31 protein-coding genes are annotated in these 24,975 nt (G+C 49.9%); 8 read left to right on the top strand and 23 right to left on the bottom strand.

The features are described from left to right. Positions 1–7: 7 nt before the first annotated feature. On the bottom strand, positions 8–319 hold the full coding sequence (gene cyaY, locus ACPAOP_RS01515; protein ID WP_423709055.1) for an iron donor protein CyaY: 312 nt from the start codon (positions 317–319) through the stop codon (positions 8–10). 63 nt (positions 320–382) lie between these two features. Here cyaY and lptM point away from each other — a divergent pair, with 63 nt between their 5' ends. Continuing rightward, complete coding sequence (gene lptM / locus ACPAOP_RS01520; protein WP_423709056.1) at positions 383–499, top strand: LPS translocon maturation chaperone LptM; 117 nt, start codon at positions 383–385, stop codon at positions 497–499. Positions 500–569: 70 nt separating this feature from the next. On the opposite strand, the gene ACPAOP_RS01525 is transcribed toward lptM, so the two are convergent. Further along, positions 570–1,193 carry a 1-acyl-sn-glycerol-3-phosphate acyltransferase gene (locus ACPAOP_RS01525; RefSeq protein WP_423709057.1) on the bottom strand — a complete coding sequence of 208 codons (624 nt, stop codon included), beginning with the start codon at positions 1,191–1,193 and terminating at the stop codon, positions 570–572. A gap of 60 nt (positions 1,194–1,253) precedes the next feature. On the opposite strand from ACPAOP_RS01525, the gene ACPAOP_RS01530 reads away from it, so the two are divergent. Beyond that, positions 1,254–1,988, top strand: coding sequence for a transporter (locus ACPAOP_RS01530; protein ID WP_423709059.1), 735 nt, complete (start codon positions 1,254–1,256; stop codon positions 1,986–1,988). 18 nt (positions 1,989–2,006) lie between these two features. Here ACPAOP_RS01530 and ACPAOP_RS01535 read toward each other — a convergent pair whose 3' ends face one another. The 5 genes from ACPAOP_RS01535 to ACPAOP_RS01555 form a co-directional block, all read right to left on the bottom strand. Further along, positions 2,007–2,627 carry a sulfite oxidase heme-binding subunit YedZ gene (locus ACPAOP_RS01535; protein WP_423709060.1) on the bottom strand — a complete coding sequence of 207 codons (621 nt, stop codon included), beginning with the start codon at positions 2,625–2,627 and terminating at the stop codon, positions 2,007–2,009. A gap of 7 nt (positions 2,628–2,634) precedes the next feature. Next, complete coding sequence (gene msrP, locus ACPAOP_RS01540) at positions 2,635–3,615, bottom strand: protein-methionine-sulfoxide reductase catalytic subunit MsrP (protein ID WP_423709062.1); 981 nt, start codon at positions 3,613–3,615, stop codon at positions 2,635–2,637. Positions 3,616–3,730: 115 nt separating this feature from the next. Further along, a complete protein-coding gene (ccsB, locus tag ACPAOP_RS01545) occupies positions 3,731–4,876 on the bottom strand; it encodes a c-type cytochrome biogenesis protein CcsB (RefSeq protein WP_423709063.1) in 1,146 nt (381 codons plus the stop codon). Between the two features lie 79 nt (positions 4,877–4,955). Then, complete coding sequence (locus ACPAOP_RS01550) at positions 4,956–7,112, bottom strand: cytochrome c biogenesis protein ResB (RefSeq protein WP_423709064.1); 2,157 nt, start codon at positions 7,110–7,112, stop codon at positions 4,956–4,958. 80 nt (positions 7,113–7,192) lie between these two features. Further along, positions 7,193–7,858: a c-type cytochrome gene (locus tag ACPAOP_RS01555; protein ID WP_423709066.1), complete on the bottom strand. Its 666-nt coding sequence runs from the start codon at positions 7,856–7,858 to the stop codon at positions 7,193–7,195. Between the two features lie 211 nt (positions 7,859–8,069). On the opposite strand from ACPAOP_RS01555, the gene yihA reads away from it, so the two are divergent. The 6 genes from yihA to ACPAOP_RS01585 all read left to right on the top strand — a co-directional run bounded on the left by yihA (position 8,070) and on the right by ACPAOP_RS01585 (position 14,670). Then, positions 8,070–8,777 carry a ribosome biogenesis GTP-binding protein YihA/YsxC gene (gene yihA, locus ACPAOP_RS01560; protein ID WP_423680660.1) on the top strand — a complete coding sequence of 236 codons (708 nt, stop codon included), beginning with the start codon at positions 8,070–8,072 and terminating at the stop codon, positions 8,775–8,777. Positions 8,778–8,949: 172 nt separating this feature from the next. Beyond that, positions 8,950–9,960, top strand: a complete 1,011-nt coding sequence (hemB, locus tag ACPAOP_RS01565) for a porphobilinogen synthase (protein ID WP_423680659.1) — start codon at positions 8,950–8,952, stop codon at positions 9,958–9,960. 154 nt (positions 9,961–10,114) lie between these two features. Next, entirely contained in the window at positions 10,115–11,362 is a 1,248-nt protein-coding gene (locus ACPAOP_RS01570) for a sterol desaturase family protein (RefSeq protein WP_423709067.1), read from the top strand. After that, positions 11,343–12,437, top strand: a complete 1,095-nt coding sequence (locus ACPAOP_RS01575) for a magnesium transporter CorA family protein (protein ID WP_423709069.1) — start codon at positions 11,343–11,345, stop codon at positions 12,435–12,437. The genes ACPAOP_RS01570 and ACPAOP_RS01575 overlap by 20 nt, the downstream gene beginning before the upstream one ends. Before the next feature lie 139 nt (positions 12,438–12,576). Continuing rightward, positions 12,577–14,019 carry an exodeoxyribonuclease I gene (gene sbcB, locus ACPAOP_RS01580; RefSeq protein ID WP_423709071.1) on the top strand — a complete coding sequence of 481 codons (1,443 nt, stop codon included), beginning with the start codon at positions 12,577–12,579 and terminating at the stop codon, positions 14,017–14,019. 114 nt (positions 14,020–14,133) lie between these two features. After that, positions 14,134–14,670 carry a GNAT family N-acetyltransferase gene (locus ACPAOP_RS01585; protein ID WP_423680655.1) on the top strand — a complete coding sequence of 179 codons (537 nt, stop codon included), beginning with the start codon at positions 14,134–14,136 and terminating at the stop codon, positions 14,668–14,670. A gap of 107 nt (positions 14,671–14,777) precedes the next feature. Here the strand turns inward: ACPAOP_RS01585 and ACPAOP_RS01590 are convergent, their stop codons facing one another. The 16 genes from ACPAOP_RS01590 to rplF all read right to left on the bottom strand — a co-directional run bounded on the left by ACPAOP_RS01590 (position 14,778) and on the right by rplF (position 24,971). Continuing rightward, a complete protein-coding gene (locus tag ACPAOP_RS01590; RefSeq protein WP_423709073.1) occupies positions 14,778–15,416 on the bottom strand; it encodes a peroxiredoxin in 639 nt (212 codons plus the stop codon). 154 nt (positions 15,417–15,570) lie between these two features. After that, positions 15,571–17,382 (bottom strand): protein-disulfide reductase DsbD, encoded by a 1,812-nt coding sequence (dsbD, locus tag ACPAOP_RS01595; RefSeq protein ID WP_423709074.1) that lies wholly within the window; start codon positions 17,380–17,382, stop codon positions 15,571–15,573. Continuing rightward, complete coding sequence (gene cutA, locus ACPAOP_RS01600; protein WP_423709075.1) at positions 17,379–17,864, bottom strand: divalent-cation tolerance protein CutA; 486 nt, start codon at positions 17,862–17,864, stop codon at positions 17,379–17,381. Before cutA ends, dsbD begins: the two co-directional genes overlap by 4 nt. Before the next feature lie 16 nt (positions 17,865–17,880). Next, positions 17,881–18,276, bottom strand: a complete 396-nt coding sequence (gene rplQ, locus ACPAOP_RS01605; RefSeq protein ID WP_423680652.1) for a 50S ribosomal protein L17 — start codon at positions 18,274–18,276, stop codon at positions 17,881–17,883. A gap of 122 nt (positions 18,277–18,398) precedes the next feature. Beyond that, positions 18,399–19,376 (bottom strand): DNA-directed RNA polymerase subunit alpha, encoded by a 978-nt coding sequence (locus ACPAOP_RS01610; protein ID WP_423709076.1) that lies wholly within the window; start codon positions 19,374–19,376, stop codon positions 18,399–18,401. Positions 19,377–19,478: 102 nt separating this feature from the next. Next, positions 19,479–20,102: a 30S ribosomal protein S4 gene (gene rpsD, locus ACPAOP_RS01615; protein WP_423680650.1), complete on the bottom strand. Its 624-nt coding sequence runs from the start codon at positions 20,100–20,102 to the stop codon at positions 19,479–19,481. 196 nt (positions 20,103–20,298) lie between these two features. After that, entirely contained in the window at positions 20,299–20,703 is a 405-nt protein-coding gene (rpsK, locus tag ACPAOP_RS01620) for a 30S ribosomal protein S11 (protein WP_110255932.1), read from the bottom strand. A 31-nt stretch (positions 20,704–20,734) separates the two neighbouring features. Beyond that, entirely contained in the window at positions 20,735–21,100 is a 366-nt protein-coding gene (gene rpsM, locus ACPAOP_RS01625) for a 30S ribosomal protein S13 (RefSeq protein ID WP_186884641.1), read from the bottom strand. 28 nt (positions 21,101–21,128) lie between these two features. Further along, positions 21,129–21,242, bottom strand: coding sequence for a 50S ribosomal protein L36 (gene rpmJ, locus ACPAOP_RS01630; protein WP_014004415.1), 114 nt, complete (start codon positions 21,240–21,242; stop codon positions 21,129–21,131). A gap of 33 nt (positions 21,243–21,275) precedes the next feature. Further along, positions 21,276–21,494, bottom strand: a complete 219-nt coding sequence (gene infA / locus ACPAOP_RS01635; protein WP_005663428.1) for a translation initiation factor IF-1 — start codon at positions 21,492–21,494, stop codon at positions 21,276–21,278. A 24-nt stretch (positions 21,495–21,518) separates the two neighbouring features. Next, the gene (gene secY / locus ACPAOP_RS01640) at positions 21,519–22,856 is read right to left on the bottom strand and encodes a preprotein translocase subunit SecY (RefSeq protein ID WP_423680648.1); all 1,338 of its coding nucleotides are present in this window, start codon (positions 22,854–22,856) and stop codon (positions 21,519–21,521) included. A gap of 25 nt (positions 22,857–22,881) precedes the next feature. Then, the gene (rplO, locus tag ACPAOP_RS01645) at positions 22,882–23,313 is read right to left on the bottom strand and encodes a 50S ribosomal protein L15 (RefSeq protein ID WP_186884639.1); all 432 of its coding nucleotides are present in this window, start codon (positions 23,311–23,313) and stop codon (positions 22,882–22,884) included. 28 nt (positions 23,314–23,341) lie between these two features. Beyond that, the gene (gene rpmD / locus ACPAOP_RS01650) at positions 23,342–23,521 is read right to left on the bottom strand and encodes a 50S ribosomal protein L30 (RefSeq protein ID WP_186884638.1); all 180 of its coding nucleotides are present in this window, start codon (positions 23,519–23,521) and stop codon (positions 23,342–23,344) included. A 10-nt stretch (positions 23,522–23,531) separates the two neighbouring features. Further along, a complete protein-coding gene (gene rpsE, locus ACPAOP_RS01655) occupies positions 23,532–24,050 on the bottom strand; it encodes a 30S ribosomal protein S5 (RefSeq protein WP_110255927.1) in 519 nt (172 codons plus the stop codon). A gap of 12 nt (positions 24,051–24,062) precedes the next feature. After that, positions 24,063–24,425, bottom strand: a complete 363-nt coding sequence (gene rplR, locus ACPAOP_RS01660) for a 50S ribosomal protein L18 (protein ID WP_423001159.1) — start codon at positions 24,423–24,425, stop codon at positions 24,063–24,065. Positions 24,426–24,437: 12 nt separating this feature from the next. Then, positions 24,438–24,971: a 50S ribosomal protein L6 gene (rplF, locus tag ACPAOP_RS01665; protein ID WP_423680646.1), complete on the bottom strand. Its 534-nt coding sequence runs from the start codon at positions 24,969–24,971 to the stop codon at positions 24,438–24,440. Positions 24,972–24,975 lie beyond the last annotated feature (4 nt).

Here is a 24,975-nt window from a genome sequence, read left to right on the forward strand (position 1 = left end):
CAGTAATTCAGCGACCTTGTTCCTGCGCGAGCGCGGACAAGGTCGAAAATAATTCCGAGCCATCGCGCGTATTGCGCCAGTGCTGACCGTCGTATTTATAGTGGTAACCACCGGCGCGCGCTGCCAGCCACATTTCCTGCATTGGTGCCTGACTGTTGACGATCATTTTGGAGCCATTGTTCACAAACTCTATCGTCAGTACGTTGCCGGTACGGCTGCATTCGACATCCAGCTCATCATTGTCGAACGCTTTTTCAAACATCTCTTCCACCTGGTCCAGGCAAGATTCCGCCAGAGTCAGGAAATCAGATTCAGTCATGCTACACTCCTCGCATTGATTCACACTTAAAACGCCATTTTATACGGTGTCAGACATTTCAAGATGCGTACCCTGATTTCTTCCCTGTTACTCCTCAGCCTGCTCTCCGCCTGCGGACAAAAAGCGCCTTTGTATTTACCGAATAAACCGGGTGCCCAGACACTCTCTACGGCAAAATAATACTCCCCGGGAGTATATTTAAAGCCCCCTTTATATCCACAGAGATTCGGGCATTTTTGGCACATACTCCCTATTTTTCTGCGTCATGGGGACGAAACTGTATAGGACCGGCAAGTTGCGGACGACAACCCTGCACACCATCGTAAATGCCGCGTATCTTCGCCAGATCGCCATCAATATCGCCGGTTAAGTCCAGATAATCGACCAGACTGATTTCTTTGCGGCGAAAATCAAAATAGGCACAGCCCAGCGGTACCCTCGCAGAGCATGCGATGTGATAAAACCCGCTGCGCCAGTATGGTTTGCGGCTACGGGTGCCTTCCGGTGCGATCACCATCCAGTACCAGTCGGACTGATTCACTTTTTCCGCCAGACGGGAAATCGCCCCGGTTGAGACCCCACGCTCCACAGGCTCTCCGCCCAAAGCACGGATAATGCGGCCTATCGTCGCGCCAGTAAAGCCTTCGAACAGAGAAGACTTTGCGATGAAATAAAATGGCATACCGATCGCCAGCTTTCCCAGAACACCGATAGGAAAATCCCAGTTAGAGGTATGCGGGTAAACGATAATGATGCCCCTCGGATCTGGCAAGGGCCGGTAATTCACCTTCCATCCGATGCAATTCAGTATCCACAACGCCACGCGCTGCGTCAGGGTTTGCATCTGGTCTTTTTTTAACAGATAGCTTGTCATAATTTAACGGTACGATGTACTCAAAATTGTGCCGGGCATTATGCCGTGGAAAAAACAGAGATGCAAAAATTACGCAAAACCATACTGCTCGCTGCCTGCGCACTGATGACCCAGAGCGTGGCTCGTGCAGCACATCCGCTGGTGACAGAAGATGCCAATCTGCAAACCAGCGGCAAACAGCAAATTGAATTCAATGGTGACCACTGGTCTTCGCGCAAAGGGATCAGTCAGATCGGCAATCTGACCTACACTTATGGCTACAACGACCAGCTCGATCTGTTTTTCTCCAGCCCCGTACGCTGGTCGTCTCCCGGCGCGCTCGGCGACTTATCGGTCGGCAGCAAATATCTGTTTTCGTCGCAAGAAAATACCAACTGGGCCTGGAAAACCGAAGCCTTTTTCCCGACGGGCGCCAAGACATACGGCAGTGATCGCTATGATCTCGCGCTGACTTTAGTGCGCACGGAAAGCATCGGGCCGTGGGTGATACACCGCAATCTCAGCCTGAATATACGTCAGCACAGACAGGCGCTGGCAGATGCACAGCAACGCGATCAACTATGGCGCTCGTCAGTTGCAGTATTGCGTGCGATCAATCCGCAGACGCAGTTACTTGCCGATACCGGAATCGCACAAGCCGATCAGAAAAATGACGGTTACTGGCAACCGTATCTGGTCGCAGGCCTCATTTATTCACCCGTGAGCAATCTGGATCTGGATATTGGCTTCAAATATCAGAAGAAAACACTGTCCACAGAAAGGCAAATCGGTATCGGTATGGCCTGGCGTTTTTAAGCGATTTGTCTGGCGTTTTCAGCGTCCCTGCGAAAGCGCGTTACGGCTGGCGGACCAGCGCCACCACACACGCATTAGCAACAGCACACTGACCAGCACCGCGAACATCAGGGGCTGCGACAAATCATGCTTGCCTGCCTTCATCCAGTAATAATGCAAGACACCGGCAGGCACAATCAGATAAATGAGGCGATGCAAAAGCTGCCAGCGCTTACCGCCGAGGCGTCGGATCATGCCATTCGTGCTGGTCAGCGCCAACGGCAGCAATGCCACGAAGGCGAGAAAGCCAACTGTGATAAACGGACGTTTCAGTACGTCGGCCCACATTTCTGTCAGATCAAAAAAGTGATCGAACCATAGGAAAGTGAGGAAATGCAGGCTGGCGTAAAAGAATGCATACAAGCCCAGCATGCGCCGCAAGCGCAGTAACCAGCTCCAGCCAGCAATCTTACGTATGGGTGTCACCGCGAGGGTGACGCATAAAAAATATAAGGTCCAGTCACCGGTACTGCGGGTAATGAATTCCAGGGGATTCGCTCCCAGCTGATCTAGCATGGCAAAGCCTGTCAGCCTCGCCAGCGGTAACAAACAAAGAATAAAGATGACGGTTTTGATCACCGCCATCTGTCGCTGAGACATCGCCATATCAAAAGAATTTTTTCAGATCCATGCCCGCATACAACGACGCAACTTCAGGATAACCATTAAACATCAGGGTCTTACGCTTACGGGTGAATAAGCCATCTTCGCCGATGCGCCGTTCGGTCGCCTGCGACCAGCGCGGATGATCAACCTGCGGGTTCACATTCGAATAAAAACCGTATTCATTGGGTGCCGACTGATTCCACGCAGTACGCGGCTGTTCTTTGGTCAGGCGGATTTTAACGATAGATTTGGCTGATTTAAAACCGTACTTCCACGGGACAGACATGCGCACCGGCGCACCGTTCTGATTCGGCAATATTTCGCCATACATGCCGAATGTCAGCAGCGCCAGCGGGTGCATCGCTTCGTCCATGCGCAGACCTTCGATATACGGCCAGTCGAGCACGGGGCTGCGCAAACCCGGCATCTGTTTCTTATCGTCCAGCGTAATGAATTCCACGTATTTGGCGTTGCCTGTCGGCTCTACTTTTTTCAGCAGATGCGATAAAGAATAGCCTATCCACGGAATCACCATCGACCAGCCTTCGACGCAACGCAGACGATAAATGCGCTCTTCCAGCGGTGCCAGCCTGAGCAAACTATCGAGGTCCAGCGTGACAGGCTTTTTGACTTCGCCTTCAATCACCACTGTCCACGGCCGTGTTTTCAGGCTGCCAGCCATCACGGCCGGATCTGCTTTATCGGTGCCGAATTCATAGAAATTATTGTAGGTCGTGGCGTCTTTGTAAGCGGTCTTTTTCTCTACCAGCGCGTATGCCGGATTAAGATTCGCCGCCAGTTTCTGCGCCGCCGGTGTTTGCGCAAACGCTTCACGATTGGCCATTTCCAGCAGGCTACCACCGGCAATCGTTCCGACGGCCAACTGGCGTATGAAATCGCGACGCGATTCAAACACCTCTTTTGGGGTAATTTCAGATGAAAGCGGCAAATGCTTGCCACTGGGATGAGATTTGATCAGCATGACAGACTCCAGAGTTGAAACGCCAGACAAAACAGAAGGAATACATCCCCCCCTGTTTTGCCGCTTAGTTTCTCACGAGTCGCAAAAGTCTGCTGAGAGAGGAAAATTTAACTGATTACAGCGTGCCGTAGGAATGCAGGCCGGACAGGAACATATTCACTCCAAGGAAAGCAAATGTCGTCACGAGCAAACCCACCAGCGCCCACCAGGCGGCAACCTGCCCCCGCAAGCCCTTCATCAGGCGCATGTGCAGCCATGCAGCGTAATTCAGCCAGACGATCAGCGCCCAGGTTTCTTTCGGGTCCCACGACCAGTAACCGCCCCAAGCTTCCGCCGCCCACAGCGCACCAAGTATCGTGGCGATCGTGAAGAAGGCAAAACCAACAGCAATCGCTTTGTACATCACATCATCGAGCACCTCCAGTGCAGGCAGGCGATCCTCCAGATAGCCTTTCGATTTCAGCAGATACGCCATGGCCACCATCGCTGCCAGCGCAAATGTGCCGTAACCGATAAAGTTTGCAGGAACATGAATTTTCATCCACCAGCTTTGCAGCGCGGGCACCAGTGGTTGAATTTCTGCCGCATCGCGACTGACTGTGTACCACAGCAGAAAACCAACCGCTGCGGAAATCACCAGCAACACAAATGCGCCTAATTGCCGGGTTTTGTATTCCTGTTCGTAGTACAGATAAAACAATGCTGTAATCAGTGAAAACAGAATGAAGACTTCGTACAGGTTTGAAACCGGAATATGACCGATGTCAGTGCCGACCAGATACGATTCGTACCAGCGCACCAGCATACCGGTAAAGCCCATCACGACCGCCGCCCAGCACAGCACAGAGCCGACCGAGGCACCGAAATCAGAACGGACAATCAAACCGCCCCAGTAAAATAAAGTCGATAAAAAGAACAGCGTGCTCATCCACAGAATCGCAGACTGGCTCGACAGCAGATATTTGAGAAAAAACTTCTGGTTCGCCATTTCCAGTGAACCTGCGTACAAATGGATAGCGAAGAAACTGAGCAGCGCCAGCAGTACGATCAGCGGACGTACCGGCTTCCAATGCCATCCCAGCCAGGCAAATGTCGGGGCAGCCAATAACAAAATGCCTTTTTCATAGACATCCATGTAAGCACCGAAACGATTCAACGCAAACAGCGATGCCATGCACAGAGCAACGGCATAGAGCCAGTCGAGCACACCCAGACGCTTAAAAAAACCTTGATAGGGCGTGTAATTTTGTGTCATTTCCATTATTTCTCCCCGAACAAGAACAGGAAAATATCCTGTTCGTCAGTGTAGTCTATTCGCTGCAAATTGTTCTGATCAGGTTTTACAGATGACCGCTAGCGGTCATCTGTGCCAACTGTGCTTTCAGTTCGCCGAACTCTTTTTCAAAGTCCAGAGTTTTGCGTTGTGAACTCAGGGCCATCAGTGTATTCGTCCCATGCCCATCGTCTTTGAGCCAGATCCAACACCGTCGTTCGCGGATATAAAACATCGCAAACACGCCTAAGACTAAAAATAAGCAGCCGAGATAAACGATATTTTTCCCAGGTGAGCGGGTCACTTGCAATACCGACGCTTTGACTTCGTCGAAGCCCCTGAGTTGCAGATACACCGGCGCACCATAGAAATAAGCGTCCGACATCGCACCAATCGACAATTGCAGGAAACGACCGTGTTTCTCATTCAGTTCCAGCGCAGGCAAACCGTCTTTCTCACGCGCCAGCATCCACAGATCCCACAGGCTGCCATTCAGAATTTTCATGAATACATCCGCCGCCTTGCCCTGATCTGCGGCGGGAATCTGTTCTAAGAATGTCGAAATAGCCACGAAACCCGCTTGTTTTCCATCGCCAGCAAAAATGCCCAGACTTTTTTTCGCCGACTCTGCCAATTGCAGTTGCATCTGCGACATATTATCCATTTTTGCAGGCAAGGCTCTGACAGCATAACGCTGCGCGGCGGCATCGCGCAATGCAGGATTAGCGACGGCGGCGCGCAGACGCATCCATTCCTTCACGGTATCGTCATCATCGGCAGGAATGCGCAAATAACGGAAGGTATCTGCCGGACTATCTCTGGTTCCGGCAAGAAACATGTAATCACCGTCCACCAATACAGGCTGCATGTAATTATGAAATTCTCTTGCCTGCCCGGTTTTGTCGCGCAATTTGTATTGCACACTGGGGCCGACGTTTTTCAAATCCTTGTTGTTCGCATTCTTGGCAGCAGAGCCGAGATGTTTATCGAGATCTGCGCTGAATTTTTCATTAAACGATTTACCGGTATTGACTGCGCGTACATCGGCACCATTCTGCGTCATATTTTCGACATTGAATGGGCGGAATCCTGACCACTCTATGGTGTAAGCACTACCACCTTGCCCATTCAGCGGTGTGCTCCCACCGACTTCGCCTGCGACTTCAAAACTGGTGGCAGATGCCCCAGACATAGGAAATGCGGCTAATTTCAGACGACTGCCACCGTCTTCAAAACTCGATTGATAGACCGCGACACCTTTGTAAATCAAAGGCTGATTCACCTTAATCGTCGAGTTGAATTTTTTACCTGTGTCATGATCGGTCACCTCGACATCGCTGGCAAACAACTTAGGCATGCCACTGCTGTAGAAATCGATCGTGAATTTATTCAGCTTGATCGTGAACGGTAAATCCTGAATCAGGACGCCAGTTTGCTGCGGAATAATTGCAGTATTGCTGCTGGCTCCTTCAGGAATCATGGTGTTACCACGGAAAGTGGGATTCGCCAGCGGCAAGCGGTGCTGCTGTGGAATATTGGCAATAATGCCGCTGCCATCAAAGGGCACCTTACCCATAAACCATTGCTGAAAACGGATAGGAAGCTCCGAATCCAGCATACCGCCGATACAAATAATCACGATCGCGGCATGCGCAAAAATATAGCCCCATTTATTTCCCGCACCTCGTTTGGCTGCAATCAGGGTCGCACCTTCTTTTTCCACGACTTTGAATTGATAGCCGATACGTGCAAGATGTTGCGTCATATCTGCCAGCAATTGTGAACGCTGACGTACTGAGGCCCACTCTGCTTTATGGCCGAAATTGCGCAATGACTGCTCGCGCACGTTATCGCGCCAGCTACGCATGTCTTTCAGCATTTTTGGCGCATTGCGGATCAGACACAAACTGGTCGATAACACCAGAAACGCCATGATCAGCAAAAACCACCATGCCGAATAGACCGAATACAAACTGAATTTAGCAAAGACCTCAAACCAGAACGGTCCGAACTGATTAACGTAATTCGGCATAGGCTCATTCTGCTTGAGCACGGTACCGATTACCGACGCAATCGAAATCAGTGTCAGCAAACTGATCGCAAAACGCATAGACGATAGTAACTCTATCGCATCGGCCAGCCATAATTTACGGGTGGCAATCTGTATGCCGCCAGTGTCGGCCACCGTATCATCCACGATACCGGCTTCTGTTTTGTTTTCCATACTGCTCCGAGAAAAACCTGAAAAAAAAGGGGATGGCTTTGCGCCACCCCCTCCTGTTGTCTTTAGCTTGTCGTAATCTGTTATTTCAATCCGGCGACGTAATCTGCAACTGCCTTCATTTCATCATCAGACATTTTTTTTGCGATAGTGACCATTTGCGCGCTGTTTTTGCGAGCACCTGTACGGAAGTTAGTCAGCTGAGCAATCGTGTAATCCTGATGCTGACCAGCGATACGCGGAAACTGAGCTGGAATACCTGCACCGTTAGGGCTGTGGCAACCCGCGCAGGCAGGTACGTTTTTCTCAGCGATACCGCCGCGATAAATCTGCTTACCCAGTTCAACGATGTCTTTATTTTTTGCCGAACCTGGCTGCGATTTTTGTTTCGATAAATAAGCAGCGACGTTTTTCATATCGTCTGCCGTCATCGCTTTAGCGAAAGTCGTCATGACCGCATTGTTACGATCCGGGCCGGTAAAATCCTGCAACTGTTTCACGATGTATGCATCGTGCTGAGCGGATAATTTTGGATTGACGGTAATCGTGGAATTGCCGCCAGCACCATGACAGGATGCGCAGGCAACGATGCCGCGCGCCGGATCACCATTAGTGAACAGCGCCTCGCCTTTGGCCGGATCTGCTTTGACAACCTTGGCTGGTTCATTGGCATACGCGGAAGCGATCGAGGACACCGCCAGAATAGCGACGCCGATGGACTTGAAAAATGGTAAGAAAGCACGGTTCATTCAAACACCCTGAGACTAAATAATAGAAATCTGCCCTGATGGCGACACGTAGCTACTGGTCTGATCTGAATTCACCCGGATCAAACCCTGGAAACAACCAGAAGGGGTCAGTACGATGTTGCTACCGCCCGTTACCGAACCCCTTATTGTACAATAGCTTTCAGGCGTTTTTACTGCTGACTGTTGCATTTTTCAATTTTTCCTTTCCTCTATGTCTATCCTCTGGCAAGCCCGCTTCTTTACTACGGTCAATCACTTACGTGACCTGCCGCGTACCCATGTACCGGAAATCGCATTCGCCGGTCGCTCCAATGCAGGCAAATCAACCGCCATTAATACCCTATGCAACCAGAAAAAGCTTTGTTTTGCATCAAAGACTCCCGGTCGCACCCAGCATATCAACTATTTTTCTATCGGCGGAGCGCATGTCGCGATGCATCGTAAAGATGAAACCCGGGTAGATGAGATCCGTGCGCTGCTGGTCGATTTACCCGGTTATGGTTACGCTGAAGTGCCGGGTGCCGCGAAAAATCACTGGAATCAGTTACTCGGTTCCTACATACAACGACGCACACAGCTCGCAGCGCTGGTGCTGATTATGGATGCACGTCGCCCATTTACTGATCTCGACGTTCAGATGCTCGAATGGTTTGCTCCTACTGGCAAACCGATACACTGTATTCTGACTAAATCCGATAAGTTAAATAAGACTGAATCTGCGAATGCTTTGCGCCAGGCCAAAGACATCCTCGCCAGCTACGCGGATGATGAAGGTCCATTGTTTCCGTACAGCGTACAGTTATTTTCTGCCTTAAAACGCACCGGCATAGAAGAAGCCGATGCCGCGATTCAGCGGCTGCTGGGTCTGGACCGCCCTACTGAACCGGCAAAGACAGAACCCTTGCCGGAAAGCGAATAAAAAAACCCCGGCTTTTGCCGGGGTGAAATAACACCGATACGAATAGGGACGAACGGTGCCCGCTCAGGGAGGAGAAGCGGTAGGCTCGGAGATCATGATTCCTAACCTGTGCGTTAAGATGTGGCTCAACCCAAAAAGTTTCATTTACCTGACAATTTTTTTTTAATTCATCATGGCCCAAAACAAACCTAATCTTTTCCCTGCAGTGCGTATGCGTCGCATGCGTAAGGATGTTTTTTCACGCGCAATGATGCGTGAAAATACCATTACCTCTGCTGATCTGATTTATCCGGTATTCATACTCGATGGCGTCAATCAATGCGAAAAAGTGGCATCCATGCCGGGCGTGGATCGTGTCTCCGTCGATCTGCTGCTGGGCGTTGCAGAAGAATGCGTCGCACTCGGTATTCCGGTGATGGCCTTATTCCCGGTCATCAATCCCGCTTTAAAAACCCCGGATGGCATCGAAGCAACCAACCCTGACGGCTTGGTGCCACGTGCGATTCGCGAGTTGAAAAGCCGTTTTCCAGAACTCGGCATACTCACTGATGTCGCACTGGACCCCTATACCAGTCATGGTCAGGATGGCTTGATCGACGCCAATGGCTATGTGCTGAACGATGAGACCACCGAAATGCTGGTGCGTCAGGCACTGACGCATGCCCGCGCTGGCGCGGATATTGTTGCCCCCAGCGATATGATGGATGGTCGCATCGGTGCGATTCGTCATGCGCTTGAAGCACACAATTTTATTCACACCCGCATCATGGCTTACTCCGCTAAATATGCATCTGCTTTCTACGGTCCTTTCCGCGACGCGGTTGGCTCCGCGACCAATCTCGGTAAGAGCGATAAAGCGACTTATCAGATGGACCCGGCCAACAGTGACGAAGCCTTGCGCGAAGTGGCACTCGATCTGGCCGAAGGCGCCGATATGGTGATGGTCAAACCCGGCATGCCGTATCTGGATGTGGTGCGTCGCGTCAAAGATGAATTCAGGGTGCCGACCTTCGCGTATCAGGTCAGCGGCGAATACGCGATGATTAAAGCGGCGGCGCAAAATGGCTGGCTCGATCACAACAAGACCATGATGGAATCCATGATGGCATTCAAACGTGCCGGTGCCGATGGCGTACTGACCTATTTTGCGCGCGACATCGCTCGCTTGCTGCGACACGCCTGAATCACGATACCGGTGAAACCGGTGTCCTGCCACTACAGAATGTTGCCGCCAGCGATGCTGCAAGACAGCATTCTGCATCACGGCTACAGGCATTCCCAAGATGTGCTGAGCCGTGTAGCATCACTGCTTCCTTTCTCTTTTGACGGTGAAGCGCATGCAAGAAAAAGTCATCACTTTTGCCAGTCCGATATTCTTTCTGCTGATCGCGTTCGAAGCCTGCGTCGCCATGCGCAGGCAGCGCCATGCGTATCGCGTCAATGATGCGATCAACAGCCTCAGCCTGGGCGTGATGAGCCAGATTATTAACGTCTTTCTGAAGTTATTATCGATCGGTATTTACGTCTGGGTTGCGCAACATTTTGCCATCGCCACGCTGCCAGCAGATCAACCTTGGGTCTGGCTCAGCGGTCTGTTGCTGTATGACTTTTTATATTACTGGCTGCACCGCATGGGTCATATGACGAACCTGCTGTGGGCAGCGCATGTCGTCCATCATCAAAGTGAACATTACAATCTGAGTACCGCGTTGCGGCAAACCAGCAGCGGCCATTTATTCGGCTGGATATTTTATTTACCGATGGCATTGCTCGGTTATCCGCCGGAAGTATTCATCGTCGTGGGACTGATCGATTTGCTGTATCAATTCTGGATACACACGCAGCAAATCGGCAAGCTGGGCTGGTTTGACCGCGTGTTTGCATCGCCGTCAAATCATCGCGTGCATCATGCGGTCAATGACATCTATCTGGATAAAAATTTCGGCGGTATCCTGATACTCTGGGACAGGCTGTTCGGCACTTTCATCGAAGAGCAGGACGCACATCCTGTTGTGTTTGGCACACGCAAACCCTTGCGTAGCTGGAATCCATTCTGGGCCAATGCGGAAGTCTATGCTGCCGTGCTGAAAGACATGCTGAGTACCCGGCGCTGGATGGATAAATTCAAGATCTGGCTGATGCCGCCGGGATGGCAACCTGCCGATCTGGCGGCACGCTCTGCGCCCGTCACATTCGATCTGCAACGGCCAGAATATAATCCGCCATTGCAAGGCGCGCTGATGTGGTACTGTCTCGCGCAGTTCGCGCTGGGACTGAATATCACAACGCATTTTTTACTCAGCGCAAATACTGCCGGTGGCGTTTCGCTGATGCTCTATGCAATGTGGTTGCTGGCCGGTTTCTGGATCATCGGCGGTCTGATGCAACAGCAAAAATTCTTTGCGCTGTTCGAAGCATTCAGAATTGCAATCTGTGCTGCGATAGTGCTGACGACATCAAGCTGGTTTGGCATCAGCACACTCACCAGTACGGCGCAGGCCTGCATCCTTACCGCCTGCGCGGCTTGCTTACTGGCGCTCTTACTGATTTTTAAAACGAAACCGCATGGATATCTTTCACATTAACGACAATCAGGTTTTACTCAATCCGGACTCTTCAGTCACGCAGCAAGGCTTTCTGTGGCTGGATGCAAGCCATGATGAAGTCAGCAGTAACCCAGAGGCATGGCGGGCAGAAGTCGAGCGACTGACCGGCATTCACATTTATGATCTGCATCTGAGCGATGCGGTCAATCTGAGTCATCCTTCGAACTTTGATAACACGCATGACTACGAAATGGTGGTGTTCCGCAAGCTCGCACTGAACGGCGAAGCAGCCGCAACTGACACCGCAGAAAAACGAAAAATGCCGGCCGCACTGAATAAATTACTGACCGTTCCGGTGTCCTTTTTTGTCTTCAGTCATGCGCTTGTCACCGTCCGTGCGGCGAACAGCAAAACCATCGACAACGCCCGCGCCCGCTTGCTGAATTTCAAGGCCAAAGCCGATGGCGGCAGTCATGGTCGCTTGCCAGCGTCACCCGAAGATCTGATGCTGCGCTTACTCAATGCGATGGTCGATCAGTATCTGGAATTGCGTCAGCCACTGACCCAGCAACTCGAGCGCTGGCAGCACGCGCTGCTGGACCCGCGCCGCCCGTTCAATAACTGGATGGCCTTGCTCGATTCACGTCTGGAATTACGCAAGCTCGATAATCTGTGTGAAGAACAACACGATGCCCTGCAGGAATTGCGTGACCATATCGTCGATACGCATGACGGCAATGACGATGCGCAAAGCCGCGCGAAAGATTTATTGCTGGTTCGCACCACCGATGTGATGGAACACATCAGTCGCGTGCTGAATCATGCGCGTCGCCTCGAAGCATCGCTGGAATCGGCGGTGCAGATACACTTTTCTGCGATGGCGCACCGTACCAGCGAAATCATGCGTACCCTGACAGTCATCACGGCCTTGTTCATGCCTCTGACACTGATTACCGGGATTTTCGGTATGAATTTTGAAGTCATGCCGTTGCTCAAAAATGCTTCCGGTTTCTGGATCACGATGGGTGCTATGGGCATCATTGTCGTACTGCTGCTGATATATTTCCGCAGCCAGCGCTACCTCGAAGACCGCCTGCGCAATTCCCGTCGGTAACACGTTTTTTTGGGGAGTATGTGCTTAAATGCCCTTCATGTCCTTATAAACATTAGGCGTTTTAAAATACTCCCCCCAGTATATTTCATCTGTTTTTAAACATATTTCTCTCACTTTTGCAGCCATTCCCGACGATTCCATGCAAGCACTGACCTTTCTGTGGCACGACTATGAAACTTTCGGCGCCGTGCCACGCCGCGATCGCCCGGCGCAATTTGCCGCCATCCGCACCGATGCGGAACTCAATGAAGTCGGCGACGAACTGATGCTGTATTGCCAGCCCGCGTCCGACTTTCTGCCTGATCCGCAAGCCTGCCTGATTACCGGAATCACGCCGCAAACTTGCCTGCAGCTCGGCGTTCCCGAACACGAGTTCGCCAAGCAAATCGAAGCCGCATTCGCGCACCCCGGTACCATCGGCGTTGGTTACAACACCATACGTTTCGATGATGAAGTCACCCGTTTTTTATTCTGGCGTAATCTGATCGACCCATATGCCCGCGAATGGCAAAATAATTGCAGCCGCTGGGATATTCTTGATGTCGTGCGTACCGCGTATGCACTGCGTCCCGACGGCATACAGTGGCCGCGCAACGAAGAAGGCAAAGTCAGCTTTCGCCTCGAACATCTGACCGCCGCCAACGGCCTCAGCCATGAAGCCGCGCATGATGCCTTATCCGATGTGCGCGCCACGATTGCGATGGCGCGTTTGCTGAAAGAAAAAAATCCGCGGCTGTTTGATTTCTGCCTGAGTCTGCGCAAAAAAGACCGCGTCATGGAAGAGATAGGCTGGCCCGTGCAAAAGCCGTTTCTGCACATCACCGGCATGATTCCGGCAGAGCGCGGATGCATCAGCGTGATGTGGCCGCTGGCGATGCATCCGACTAATAAAAATGAAATCATCGTCTGGGATCTGAGCGCCGATCCGGCCGAATTATTTTCGCTCAGCAGCGAAGAAATTCAGCTGCGCATGTTCAGCAAAAGCAGCGATTTGCCGGAAGGTGTGAGCCGTCTGCCGATCAAAACCATCCACATCAATAAGTCTCCGATCGTCATCAGCAATCTGAAAACCCTGTCTGCAGAACGCGCCGCGCATTGGGGCATCGATATGACTGCCGTCATGGCGCACGCTGCCATCGCAGCCCGCGCACCTGACATGGCGCCTATCTGGGAAGCGGTGTTTGACCGCTCTGCTGCGAACGGCTTATCAGCGAATAATGATGTTGACGAAGATTTGTACAACGGCTTCATCGGGAATGCTGACCGCCGCTTATTGAACGAGCTGCGGGCACTGCCAGCAGAACAACTGGCGCGAGCCTCCGCCCATTTTCAGGATAGCCGCCTGGAAGAACTGCTGTTCCGCTATCGCGCCAGAAATTTCCCCTCAACCCTGAGTGCGGACGAAGCAGAAACATGGGAACAACACCGCGCCGCGCGCCTGCATGAAGGGCTGGGCAATGTAATGACGGTGGAACAGTTTTTTGAGCGTATCGATCAGTTATCGGAAGACGCCGATGAACGTTCAGAAGAGATACTCGGCGCTTTATATGATTACGCTGAGCACATCACGCCTATGCGTTGAAAATATCATCCTGCGTGTAAAACAAAGGCTGAGTATTCATCCACTTTTCCAGAGCATTTCCTGTGAAGCGGCGCATGATGATGCAGATGTTTACATTAATTTTAAGGAGTCACAATGATACGAGGTAGCTGCTTTTATTTACGCCATCCTAAAAAAGAAGAAATACCGCAGCTCATAGAATTACTCAATAATCTCGATACACGCGGGCCGTGGCTGCCAACCGAACTGATGCTGCCAGGTCAGCTAGAAAAACGCTTCGAGGAGCAACACAGCTCTAAAGAAAACATGGAATATTTTCTGATCATTGGCGACGATGAACAGATACTGGGTCGGGTATTCCATTTCAAAACAGTGCCGTATTTTCAATCGCGCGAAATTGGTTACTCGCTTTTCTCTACCGATCTGCACGGCAAAGGCATCATGAGCGAAGCGGTGGCGCTACTCACGCGCTACCTGTTTGAAACCACTTTACTGAACCGTCTGGAAATTCACATGGAAGCGGGTAATACCGGTTCTGAAAAAGTCGCGGTCAAGAACGGCTTTCAATTTGAAGGTGTCGCGCGCGGTGCGGCATACAATCGCGGGCGCTTTGTCGATGTCAAGATGTATGCCTTGTTGCGCAGCGAATGGGAAGCCTTGCAGAACGCCTGATACGAGCGGCACCACGAATCCGATGAACTATGTGGATTCAGGTCTCGACGCCATTAAAAACCCCGGTGCAAAGACCGGGGTTGTTTGATTGACGGGCTGGGCGACACTTATTTATTTGGTTGAGGTGTAATGCGCAGATATGGCTTCGGCGCTTTGTAACCTTTAGGATATTTCTGTTTGATCACGTCTTCATCTTTGATCGACAAAGGAATAATCACATCGTCACCGTCGCGCCAGTTGCCTGGAGTTGCGACCGTATAGCCATCGGTCAGTTGCAGGGCATCGATCACACGTAAGACTTCATCAAAATTACGGCCTGTAGTCAGCGGATAAGTAATGATCAGGCGGACTTTTTTATTCGGATCAATAATGAACAGCGAACGCACCGTGACAGTTTCTGACTGATTCGGATGAATCATGTCGTACAAGGCGGCTACTTTGCGATCAGCGTCAGCAATGATGGGGAAGCCAACCACGGTCTGTTGTGTATCCTCAATATCTTTAATCCATTGCAGATGTGAATCGGCACCATCCACCGACAAGGCAATCGCTTTGACATTGCGTTTATCAAACTCTGGCTTGAGCTTCGCGGTCAGGCCGAGTTCTGTCGTGCAGACCGGTGTGAAATCTGCCGGATGGGAAAATAATACCACCCAGGAATTACCGGCCCACTCGTGAAATTTCAGTTTCCCGATAGAAGAATCCTGCTCGAAATCCGGTGCAATATCGCCTAAACGTAAAGTCATCTTACTCTCCCAAAAATGTAGAGTTTGACTATAAATCTTGACTCTCGATTTCTCAAGAACAGAGAAGTTGGATGCTTATATCTGCTTGTGTATAAGTGCGCGGCAGAGAAGTAATCAGACAACGCTGCGAGAATGCAGCGTTGTTCCCAGCCATTTATTTACCTTCGATTCTTGACAGTGACTGTAAGAATTTTTCCGCATTCTGGAAGCCAACGACGCGACTATCCGGAATTTCCATGCCTTGATTATTGAAGAAAATGATGCCCGGAGGCCCGAATAATTTAAAGCGTTTCAGCATTTCTTTATCGTCCGCATTGTTCGCTGTAACATCGACTTGCAGCAGCAACATCGTGTCCATTTTTGCCTTGACTCTGGCGTCAGTGAATATCAGCTTTTCCATTTCTTTACATGAGACGCACCAGTCCGCGTAGAAATCCAGCATCGCAGTTTTCCCCTTGCTCTGCGCCAATGCCGCATCCAGCTCAGCAACATTACGCACACGTACAAACACAGCACCATGCGTCTGCGTGCCGAACAGATGAGCGACAGGCGCATAGATATCGCGCCCACCTGTGACGACACCAACGAGTTGCAGCAAGCCCAGCATGCCAAACACTGCAGCAATGAGCTTTCCTGGTAAACCTGAACGATGGAAAAATAACTGATAGCCAGCGTAGCAGATCAGCAGCGTCGCCCATCCCAGCATCTGTAACCAGACGGGAATGACCGGCGAGATCATCCACAAGGCCATCGCCAGCATCAGCACACCGAAGAAGCGCTTGATATTTTCCATCCAGATACCGGCGCGTGGTAACAGGCTGCCGGCAGAGATACCAAGTAACAGCAAAGGTACGCCCATGCCGACTGCTATCGCAAACATCGCTGCACCACCGACAATCACATCGCGCGTCTGACTGATGTAGACCAGCGCGCCTAGCAATGGACCGGTAACACATGGCCCGACGATCAGCGCCGAGATCGCTCCCATCAGGAATACACCAATTAATTTTCCAAATTTGCTATCGCGCTGACCTTCGGAAATTTCAGTTAACTTAGTTTGCAATGCCGCTGGCATTTGCAATTGATAGACGTTAAACATCGACAACGCAAAGAACACCATCAATAAGGAAAATGCACCCAATACCCATGGATTTTGCAGGGTGGCGGCCAAGCCCTCACCGGCGAGACCGGCAGCAACCCCCATTCCTGTGTACACCAGAGACATTCCTAGTACGTACGCAAGCGATAACATGAATCCACGCGTACGACTGACACCCGCACCTTCACCAACGATAATAAAAGACAAAATTGGCACCATAGGCAGCACGCAAGGTGTCAGCGATAAGCCCAGACCAAGAATGAAAAACAAAGGCAGAATCACGGATAACTTACCGCTCTTTAATGCAGCACTGATACTGCTACTTTCCGCATCCGGCGCGGCATCGGTATTACTTAGGTTTGCACTGCCCGATGAGGTGGAAACAGGGGCATTAGAGGCTGAAATGCTCAGTCTGAATTCGCTTTCCAATGGCGGATAGCACAAGCCCTGATCAGCGCATCCTTGTCTGCCGACTTTCAGTACAAAGTCTCCCGCAGCCTGCACCGGAACCCTGATCACCACAGACTTACGATAAGTCTCTACGTCTTTCTGGAATGTCTCGTCAAACTTTACCTTACCAGCAGGCAGTATCACTTCGCCGAGCTTAGCGCCGGTCGCGCTGAATTTCAATTTTTCACGGTATAAATAGTAACCGTCAGCAATGCTTAACGTCACTTCAGCGACGCCGGGCTCCGCCATCGTTGCAGACGCCTTGAACGCAACTTCTGGATCGAGAAACTCGTCAGCAGCCGCGACGCTGCTGAAAAGCAAAAATACGGTCATTAACAACGCCTGTAGCACTTGTGTAACGCCGGAAGGAATAAAGCCCAATTGAGGCAGAGGTGTTACGTTGAGATGCGTGTTCATTCAAGTCCTGTTTGTTCGTGTACCCATTGCAGATAGCTGGGTAGGCCGTCAACGACGGGTATAGCAATGATTTCCGGTGTCTGGTAAGGATGAAGGGAGCAGATCAATGTCTGCAGTTCAGGATAAACATGTGCCGTTGTCTTGATCAGCAACTGCACTTCCGCTGCCACTTCTTCTTTTCCATTCCATGTGTACAGAGACATCATTTCCGGCATGATGTTCACGCACGCTGCGAGATTTTTTTTCAATATGCTTTTTGCGATCGTCTGGGCAACGGTCTTATCCGGACAATTTGTCATTACCAGCACTATTGATTGATCATTTATTTTCATATCACGCATTTTATCAAGAGTCGCATGATTAAGAGCAATCCAAACTGAAGTTACCAGATTAGACAGAACAAATGTCAGAACCAACCTCGCTACCCGCACGCATACAGCACGAATAAAAAAAGCCCGGATTAACCGGGCCTTTTCAATCAAAGAAATTTTTCTTCGATTATTCTGCTACTGGAGCATCTGCAGCATCAGTGATTTCTGGACGATCAACCAGTTCTACGTATGCCATAGGCGCATTATCGCCAACGCGGAAACCCATTTTGAGGATACGCAGGTAGCCACCGTTACGATTTGCGTAACGTGGACCGAGTTCTGCGAACAGTTTAACAACCATTTCGCGATCGCGCAGACGGGAGAAAGCCAGACGCTTGTTAGCCAATGTATCAACTTTACCCAGAGTCAGAATGGGCTCGATAACGCGGCGCAATTCTTTTGCTTTTGGCAACGTTGTTTTGATCGCTTCGTGACGCAACAGGGATACTGTCATGTTGCGCAACATAGCCAGACGGTGGGAAGAAGTACGATTGAGCTTACGTAAGCCGTGACGGTGACGCATGGTATTTCCTTTCAGATTTCATTGCCAGCTCTTCTATCGACAACATTGTCGCGGGCCGGTAATTATTTTTACTACGATAAAAAAATGAACGGCTTTGTTTAAAAACCGTTCATTTAGACTAATTATTTTTCCAGACCTGCAGGTGGCCAGTTTTCCAGTTTCATGCCCAAAGACAAGCCACGGGATGCCAGCACTTCTTTGATTTCGTTCAAAGATTTGCGACCCAGGTTTGGTGTCTTCAACAGTTCATTTTCACTACGCTGGATCAGATCGCCAATGTAGTAAATGTTTTCTGCTTTCAGGCAGTTTGCTGAACGTACTGTCAGTTCCAGGTCATCGACCGGACGCAACAGAACAGGATCAACAGCCGGAGCACGGGATGGGGCTTCTGCTGCCGCTTCTGTACCTTCCAGGGCTGCGAAGACATTCAATTGATCAACCAGCACGCGTGCGGATTGACGAATCGCTTCTTCTGGTGTGATCACACCATTCGTTTCAATATTGATGATCAGCTTATCCAGATCGGTACGCTGTTCAACACGAGCGGACTCAACGGAATAAGAAACGCGACGCACTGGAGAGAATGATGCATCCAGAATCATACGACCGATTGTTTTGTTCGCATCTTCAGACAAGCGACGAACGTTACCAGGCACATAGCCACGACCTTTTTCAACTTTGATCTGCATGTCCAGCTTACCACCGGCAGTCAGATTAGCGATGACGTGGTCTGGGTTGATCAGTTCAACATCATGTGGCAATTCGATGTCAGAAGCCAGTACAGCACCTTCGCAGTCTTTTTTCAGTGTCAGTGTCACTTCGTCACGATTGTGCAACTTGAATACAACACCCTTCAAGTTCAACAGAATATCAACAACGTCTTCCTGAACGCCGTCGAGGGATGAATACTCATGAACAACACCGGCGATCACGACTTCAGTCGGCGCATAACCAACCATCGTCGACAACAACACGCGACGCAGCGCATTGCCCAGAGTGTGGCCGTAACCACGTTCAAACGGTTCCATCACAACTTTCGCGTGACCGGCACCCAGCATTTCCACATCGATAATACGTGGCTTCAACAGATTGTTTTGCATGAAATGTCCTTTTCAATACCCTCGGTTCGTTACACCGATAAGGCTGACGGCATTAAAGAAAAAGCCTGCCTGTCGCAAAACAGGCAGGCGGTGAAACTAAAATTAACGGGAATACAATTCAACGATCAGAGATTCGTTGACATCGTGAGCGATATCGCTGCGATCTGGCATGGATTTGAAAGTACCTTCCATTTTCTTCGCATCAACCGCTACCCATGAAGGCATGCCGGATTGCTCAGCCAGAGACAAGGCTTCAACGATACGAACTTGTTTTTTCGCTTTTTCACGAACAGCAACAACGTCACCAGCTTTCACTTGATAGGAAGCGATGTTGACAACGATACCGTTAACTGTGAATGCTTTGTGGCTGACCAACTGACGTGCTTCTGCGCGTGTGGAACCGAAGCCCATACGGTACGCAACGTTGTCGAGACGGGATTCCAGCAATTTCAACAGTGTTTCGCCTGTGTTGCCTTTTTGGCGATCAGCTTCAGCGAAGTAGCGGCGGAATTGACGTTCCAGAACGCCGTACATACGTTTAACTTTTTGTTTTTCGCGTAATTGATTACCGAAGTCAGAAGTACGTGCGCCGGATTTAGCACCGTGTTGACCTGGTTTTACATCTAATTTGCACTTTGAATCCAAAGAACGACGTGCGCTTTTCAGAAACAGGTCCGTGCCTTCGCGACGGGATAACTTAGCTTTTGGTCCGATATAACGTGCCACAATATTTTCCTTTTATAAATGACGCAGAACTTGGCTGCGCTAGTCTGATCTGCTTGCTATCAGACAGTGGTCTTAAAGGCGAAAGCAAATTGCTTAAAGCCTGAAATAAATTTCCCAACACAAAACCCGCCAACAAAATGGCGGGCTTGCATTCTAACGAAAAAACCGTCAGAACGCCAGCAGCATATGCTACCGCTTAGATACGACGACGCTTTGGAGGGCGGCAGCCGTTGTGTGGCACTGGAGTTACGTCTTGGATCAAAGAAATCTTGATGCCGAGATTATTCAATGCGCGTACTGAAGATTCACGACCTGGGCCTGGGCCTTTGATGCGAACTTCCAGATTTTTGATACCGCATTCAACAGCAACTTTACCTGCTGCTTCCGCTGCAACCTGAGCTGCGAACGGAGTAGATTTACGTGAGCCTTTAAAACCAGCACCGCCAGCAGTTGCCCAAGAGAGCGCATTGCCTTGACGATCAGTGATCGTGATGATGGTGTTATTGAAAGAAGCGTGAACGTGTGCGATACCTTCTGCAACGTTCTTTTTAACTTTCTTACGAGCACGTGCTGCTGCTGCGTTGTTTTGTGCTTTTGCCATAATGATTTCCTTGGATCCGGGCTAGCCTGGATTATTTCTTCAAAGATTGAGCTGCTTTACGTGGACCTTTACGTGTACGTGCGTTAGTACGTGTACGTTGGCCACGGCAAGGCAAGCCTTTACGATGACGCAAGCCGCGATAGCAACCCAAGTCCATCAAGCGTTTGATGTTCATGGACAATTCACGACGCAAGTCACCTTCGACGATAAACTTACCGATTTCGTCGCGAAGCTTCTCAAGCTCGTTGTCATCCAGATCTTTAACCTTTTTGTTGGTCAAAACACCTGTTGCTTCACAGATTTTCTGTGAGCGTGGACGGCCAATACCATAGATCGCTGTTAAGCCGATTACAGTATGCTGATGATTTGGGATATTAACCCCTGCGATACGTGCCATTCGTTATTCCTCGTTCAATAACGTTAAATTAACCTTGGCGCTGTTTATGGCGTGGTTCTGTGCAGATAACACGAACAACACCTTTGCGCTTGATGATTTTGCAGTTGCGGCAGATCCGCTTAACTGATGCGAGAACTTTCATTTTTGCCCTCTTCCCTTCTTGTTCACTTTTAATTTACTTGGTTCGGAACACTATTCGCGCCCGGCTCAAATCATAAGGCGTCAATTCCACTGTCACCTTATCACCTGGAAGAATACGAATATAGTTCATCCGCATCTTCCCGGAAATATGGCCTAGTACAACATGCCCGTTTTCCAACTTAACTCTAAATGTTGCATTCGGAAGATTCTCCAGAATCTCGCCCTGCATCTGTATAACGTCGTCTTTTGCCATTCGATCTGCTATCCCTTCAGCAAATTAGCGCGAAGGAATCCCGCCCTTGAAATTTGCTTTACGAAGCAGCGATTCATATTGCTGCGACATGACATAGTTTTGTACCTGCGCCATAAAATCCATGGTCACGACCACAATAATCAGCAGTGAAGTCCCACCGAAATAGAAAGGAACTTTCCATTTGGCGATCAGAAATTCAGGTAACAAACAGACCAGCGTGATATAAACCGCACCAGCCAGCGTCAGACGCATCAAAATTTTGTCGATATAGCGGGCAGTCTGATCACCTGGACGAATGCCAGGAACAAACGCACCACTCTTCTTCAAATTATCAGCTGTTTCTTTGCTGTTAAATACCAAGGCGGTATAAAAGAAGCAGAAGAAAACAATCGCAGCAGCATACAACAACGCGTGAATCGGCTCACCCGGCGCCATCGATGCAGCCAGATCTTTCAAGAAAGTTATAAAACCACTTGTTGAAGAATCTGCACCTTTGGTGAACCAGCTGGTAATTGTTGCTGGGAACAGAATAATTGACGAAGCAAAAATAGGTGGAATAACCCCAGCCATATTTAACTTCAGTGGCAAATGACTGCTTTGACCACCGTACACTTTATTCCCAACCTGCCGTTTTGCATAGTTAACCAGGATCTTGCGCTGACCACGTTCGACAAACACCACCAAGAACGTAACAGCTACAGCAATGACGCAAATCAACAATACAGAGGCAGGATGCATAGAGCCGGTACGAACCAACTCAAACAAACTTACCAGTGCACCAGGCAGACCAGCAGCAATACCGGCGAAAATAATGATAGAAATACCATTACCTAAACCACGCTCAGTAATCTGCTCGCCAAGCCACATCAGAAACATCGTTCCAGTCACTAAAGACACCACAGTGGTAAAGCGGAAAGCAAGACCCGGATCAATAACGAGCCCAGGTTGCGCTTCCAAACCAAACGCGATGAAATAAGCTTGCACTGTCGCCAGCAATAAGGTTCCATAGCGGGTGTACTGAGTAATTTTTCTACGACCGGATTCACCTTCTTTTTTCAGTGCTTCCAGTTGAGGAGAAACGATAGACATCAGTTGCATGATGATCGATGCCGAGATGTACGGCATGATACCGAGTGCAAACACGGTGAACCGTGATAGTGCACCACCGGAGAACATGTTAAACATCCCCAGAATACCGCCCTGGTTTTGCTTGAACAGATCTGCCAATGCAGTTGGATCTATACCAGGAACAGGTACATGAGCGCCAATCCTGTAGACAACCAGTGCCGCAAGCAAGAACCAGAGTCGCCCCCAGGGAAACCCGCTTGCTGCACTTTTAGCTTGTTGTGGAGATGTTGCCAATTATTGCTCCGGTGTCTGCAGTGAATTAAGCGATCGTGCCGCCAGCAGCTTCGATTGCAGCTTTAGCGCCTTTAGTGACGATCAAGCCGTTCAAAGTTACTTTCTTAGTAATCGCGCCAGACAAGATCACACGAACTACACGTGCGAGCTCAGAAACAACACCAGCTTGCTTTAAAGCAAGGATGTCAATTTCAGTGACTGGCAAATTTTCCAAGTCTGTCAGACGAACTTCTGCTTTGTACGGTGTTGCCAGTGATTTAAAACCACGTTTTGGCAAGCGACGTTGCAAAGGCATCTGACCGCCTTCAAAACCAACTTTATGAAAGCCGCCGGAACGAGATTTCTGACCTTTATGGCCGCGACCCGCTGTTTTACCCAAACCTGAGCCGATACCACGACCAACACGACGTTTGTAGTGTTTAGCGCCATCAGCAGGTTGTATGTTATTCAATTCCATAATTTGCTCCGAACATAAGTCTGACGACTTACGCTACAACCTTCACAAGATACGAGACTTTATTGATCATGCCGCGTACTGCTGGCGTGTCTTGCAATTCAGAAACTGAATTAACACGACGCAGCCCCAGACCACGTACCGTAGCACGGTGATCCTGGCGTGTGCCGATCAGACCTTTGACCAATTGCACTTTTACTGTCTTAGTCATCGCGCTCTCCTTAACCGAGGATTTCTTCAACGGTCTTGCCACGCTTTGCAGCGATTTCAGATGGAGTACTCATCTTAGCCAGACCATTCAAAGTTGCACGAACCATGTTATAAGGGTTTGTCGAACCGTTGGATTTAGCAACAACGTTAACAATACCCATTACTTCAAAAATCGCGCGCATTGGACCACCGGCGATAACGCCAGTACCTTCTTTTGCAGGAGAAATCATGACGGAAGACGCGCCGTGCTTACCAGTAACGGTGTGCTGCAAAGTACCGTTCTTCAAAGTCACTTTGATCATCTTACGACGAGCTTCTTCCATCGCTTTTTGTACGGCAACAGGAACTTCCTTAGACTTTCCCTTACCCATACCGATACGGCCATCGCCGTCGCCTACGACTGTCAATGCAGCGAAGCCCATGATACGACCACCTTTAACCACTTTGGTTACACGGTTGATCGCGATCATTTTTTCGCGCATGCCATCATCCGGCTTGTCGGCTGCTGTTTTTGCTTGCATTTTTGCCATGACAAATTTTCCTTAGAACTTCAGGCCAGCTTCACGGGCAGCTTCTGCAAGCGCCTTGATGCGGCCATGGTAACGGAAACCGGAGCGGTCAAACGCAACTTCGGTAACCCCTGCTTTGATTGCCTTCTCTGCCACACGCTTGCCGATCAAAGTCGCAGCGGAGGTGTTGCCACCAGCACCGGATTTGCCAGCCAATTCTGCACGTACTTCTGCCTCTACGGTAGAAGCCGATGCCAACACTTTGGCGTCTGGGCCAATGATGTTTGCATAGATGTGCAGATTGGTGCGATGCACGGCCAGGCGGTTCACTTTGAGTTCTGCGATCTTGGCACGGGTTTGACGTGCGCGGCGCAGACGTGATTGTTTCTTGTCCATCGTCAACCCCTATTACTTCTTCTTGGTTTCTTTAATCACAACCACTTCGTCCGCATAACGGACACCCTTGCCTTTATAAGGCTCTGGGCTGCGGTATGCACGAACTTCAGCTGCCACCTGACCTACTACCTGCTTATTAACACCTTTAATCAGGATTTCAGTAGGAGTTGGCGTAGCACAAGAAACACCTTCCGGCATTTGATGCACAACTGGATGTGAAAAACCTAAAGACAAATTCAACTTATCACCCTGGGCTTGCGCTTTGTAACCAACGCCGACCAACGTGAGTTTTCTTTCAAAGCCTTTAGTAACACCGGTAACCATATTATTGACAAGGGCACGCAAAGTGCCTGTCATTGCATTGGCTTCACGGCCGTCATTGGCTGGTGAAAAACTCAAAGTGCCGTTGTCGTTCGCAATGTTCACCAAACCATTAAGGCTTTGTGACAAAACGCCCATAGGACCTTTTACTGTAATCTGCTCTGCTGAAATTGCAACTTCTGCACCGGCCGGCAAAGCGATTGGCATCTTACCTACTCGAGACATCTTT

Origin of the sequence: Undibacterium sp. WLX3042, assembly GCF_049544825.1 — a bacterium.
Classification (GTDB): Bacteria; Pseudomonadota; Gammaproteobacteria; order Burkholderiales; family Burkholderiaceae_D; genus Undibacterium.

What these genes read in the sequence shown, in the direction of transcription:
- cyaY (WP_423709055.1), bottom strand. Translation starts at nt 319, where the DNA reads ATGACTGAATCTGATTTCCTGACTCTGGCGGAATCTTGCCTGGACCAG.
- lptM (WP_423709056.1), top strand. Translation starts at nt 383, where the DNA reads ATGCGTACCCTGATTTCTTCCCTGTTACTCCTCAGCCTGCTCTCCGCC.
- ACPAOP_RS01525 (WP_423709057.1), bottom strand. Translation starts at nt 1,193, where the DNA reads ATGACAAGCTATCTGTTAAAAAAAGACCAGATGCAAACCCTGACGCAG.
- ACPAOP_RS01530 (WP_423709059.1), top strand. Translation starts at nt 1,254, where the DNA reads ATGCAAAAATTACGCAAAACCATACTGCTCGCTGCCTGCGCACTGATG.
- ACPAOP_RS01535 (WP_423709060.1), bottom strand. Translation starts at nt 2,627, where the DNA reads ATGTCTCAGCGACAGATGGCGGTGATCAAAACCGTCATCTTTATTCTT.
- msrP (WP_423709062.1), bottom strand. Translation starts at nt 3,615, where the DNA reads ATGCTGATCAAATCTCATCCCAGTGGCAAGCATTTGCCGCTTTCATCT.
- ccsB (WP_423709063.1), bottom strand. Translation starts at nt 4,876, where the DNA reads ATGGAAATGACACAAAATTACACGCCCTATCAAGGTTTTTTTAAGCGT.
- ACPAOP_RS01550 (WP_423709064.1), bottom strand. Translation starts at nt 7,112, where the DNA reads ATGGAAAACAAAACAGAAGCCGGTATCGTGGATGATACGGTGGCCGAC.
- ACPAOP_RS01555 (WP_423709066.1), bottom strand. Translation starts at nt 7,858, where the DNA reads ATGAACCGTGCTTTCTTACCATTTTTCAAGTCCATCGGCGTCGCTATT.
- yihA (WP_423680660.1), top strand. Translation starts at nt 8,070, where the DNA reads ATGTCTATCCTCTGGCAAGCCCGCTTCTTTACTACGGTCAATCACTTA.
- hemB (WP_423680659.1), top strand. Translation starts at nt 8,950, where the DNA reads ATGGCCCAAAACAAACCTAATCTTTTCCCTGCAGTGCGTATGCGTCGC.
- ACPAOP_RS01570 (WP_423709067.1), top strand. Translation starts at nt 10,115, where the DNA reads ATGCAAGAAAAAGTCATCACTTTTGCCAGTCCGATATTCTTTCTGCTG.
- ACPAOP_RS01575 (WP_423709069.1), top strand. Translation starts at nt 11,343, where the DNA reads ATGGATATCTTTCACATTAACGACAATCAGGTTTTACTCAATCCGGAC.
- sbcB (WP_423709071.1), top strand. Translation starts at nt 12,577, where the DNA reads ATGCAAGCACTGACCTTTCTGTGGCACGACTATGAAACTTTCGGCGCC.
- ACPAOP_RS01585 (WP_423680655.1), top strand. Translation starts at nt 14,134, where the DNA reads ATGATACGAGGTAGCTGCTTTTATTTACGCCATCCTAAAAAAGAAGAA.
- ACPAOP_RS01590 (WP_423709073.1), bottom strand. Translation starts at nt 15,416, where the DNA reads ATGACTTTACGTTTAGGCGATATTGCACCGGATTTCGAGCAGGATTCT.
- dsbD (WP_423709074.1), bottom strand. Translation starts at nt 17,382, where the DNA reads ATGAACACGCATCTCAACGTAACACCTCTGCCTCAATTGGGCTTTATT.
- rplQ (WP_423680652.1), bottom strand. Translation starts at nt 18,276, where the DNA reads ATGCGTCACCGTCACGGCTTACGTAAGCTCAATCGTACTTCTTCCCAC.
- ACPAOP_RS01610 (WP_423709076.1), bottom strand. Translation starts at nt 19,376, where the DNA reads ATGCAAAACAATCTGTTGAAGCCACGTATTATCGATGTGGAAATGCTG.
- rpsK (WP_110255932.1), bottom strand. Translation starts at nt 20,703, where the DNA reads ATGGCAAAAGCACAAAACAACGCAGCAGCAGCACGTGCTCGTAAGAAA.
- rpsM (WP_186884641.1), bottom strand. Translation starts at nt 21,100, where the DNA reads ATGGCACGTATCGCAGGGGTTAATATCCCAAATCATCAGCATACTGTA.
- rpmJ (WP_014004415.1), bottom strand. Translation starts at nt 21,242, where the DNA reads ATGAAAGTTCTCGCATCAGTTAAGCGGATCTGCCGCAACTGCAAAATC.
- infA (WP_005663428.1), bottom strand. Translation starts at nt 21,494, where the DNA reads ATGGCAAAAGACGACGTTATACAGATGCAGGGCGAGATTCTGGAGAAT.
- rplO (WP_186884639.1), bottom strand. Translation starts at nt 23,313, where the DNA reads ATGGAATTGAATAACATACAACCTGCTGATGGCGCTAAACACTACAAA.
- rpmD (WP_186884638.1), bottom strand. Translation starts at nt 23,521, where the DNA reads ATGACTAAGACAGTAAAAGTGCAATTGGTCAAAGGTCTGATCGGCACA.
- rpsE (WP_110255927.1), bottom strand. Translation starts at nt 24,050, where the DNA reads ATGGCAAAAATGCAAGCAAAAACAGCAGCCGACAAGCCGGATGATGGC.
- rplR (WP_423001159.1), bottom strand. Translation starts at nt 24,425, where the DNA reads ATGGACAAGAAACAATCACGTCTGCGCCGCGCACGTCAAACCCGTGCC.
- rplF (WP_423680646.1), bottom strand. Translation starts at nt 24,971, where the DNA reads ATGTCTCGAGTAGGTAAGATGCCAATCGCTTTGCCGGCCGGTGCAGAA.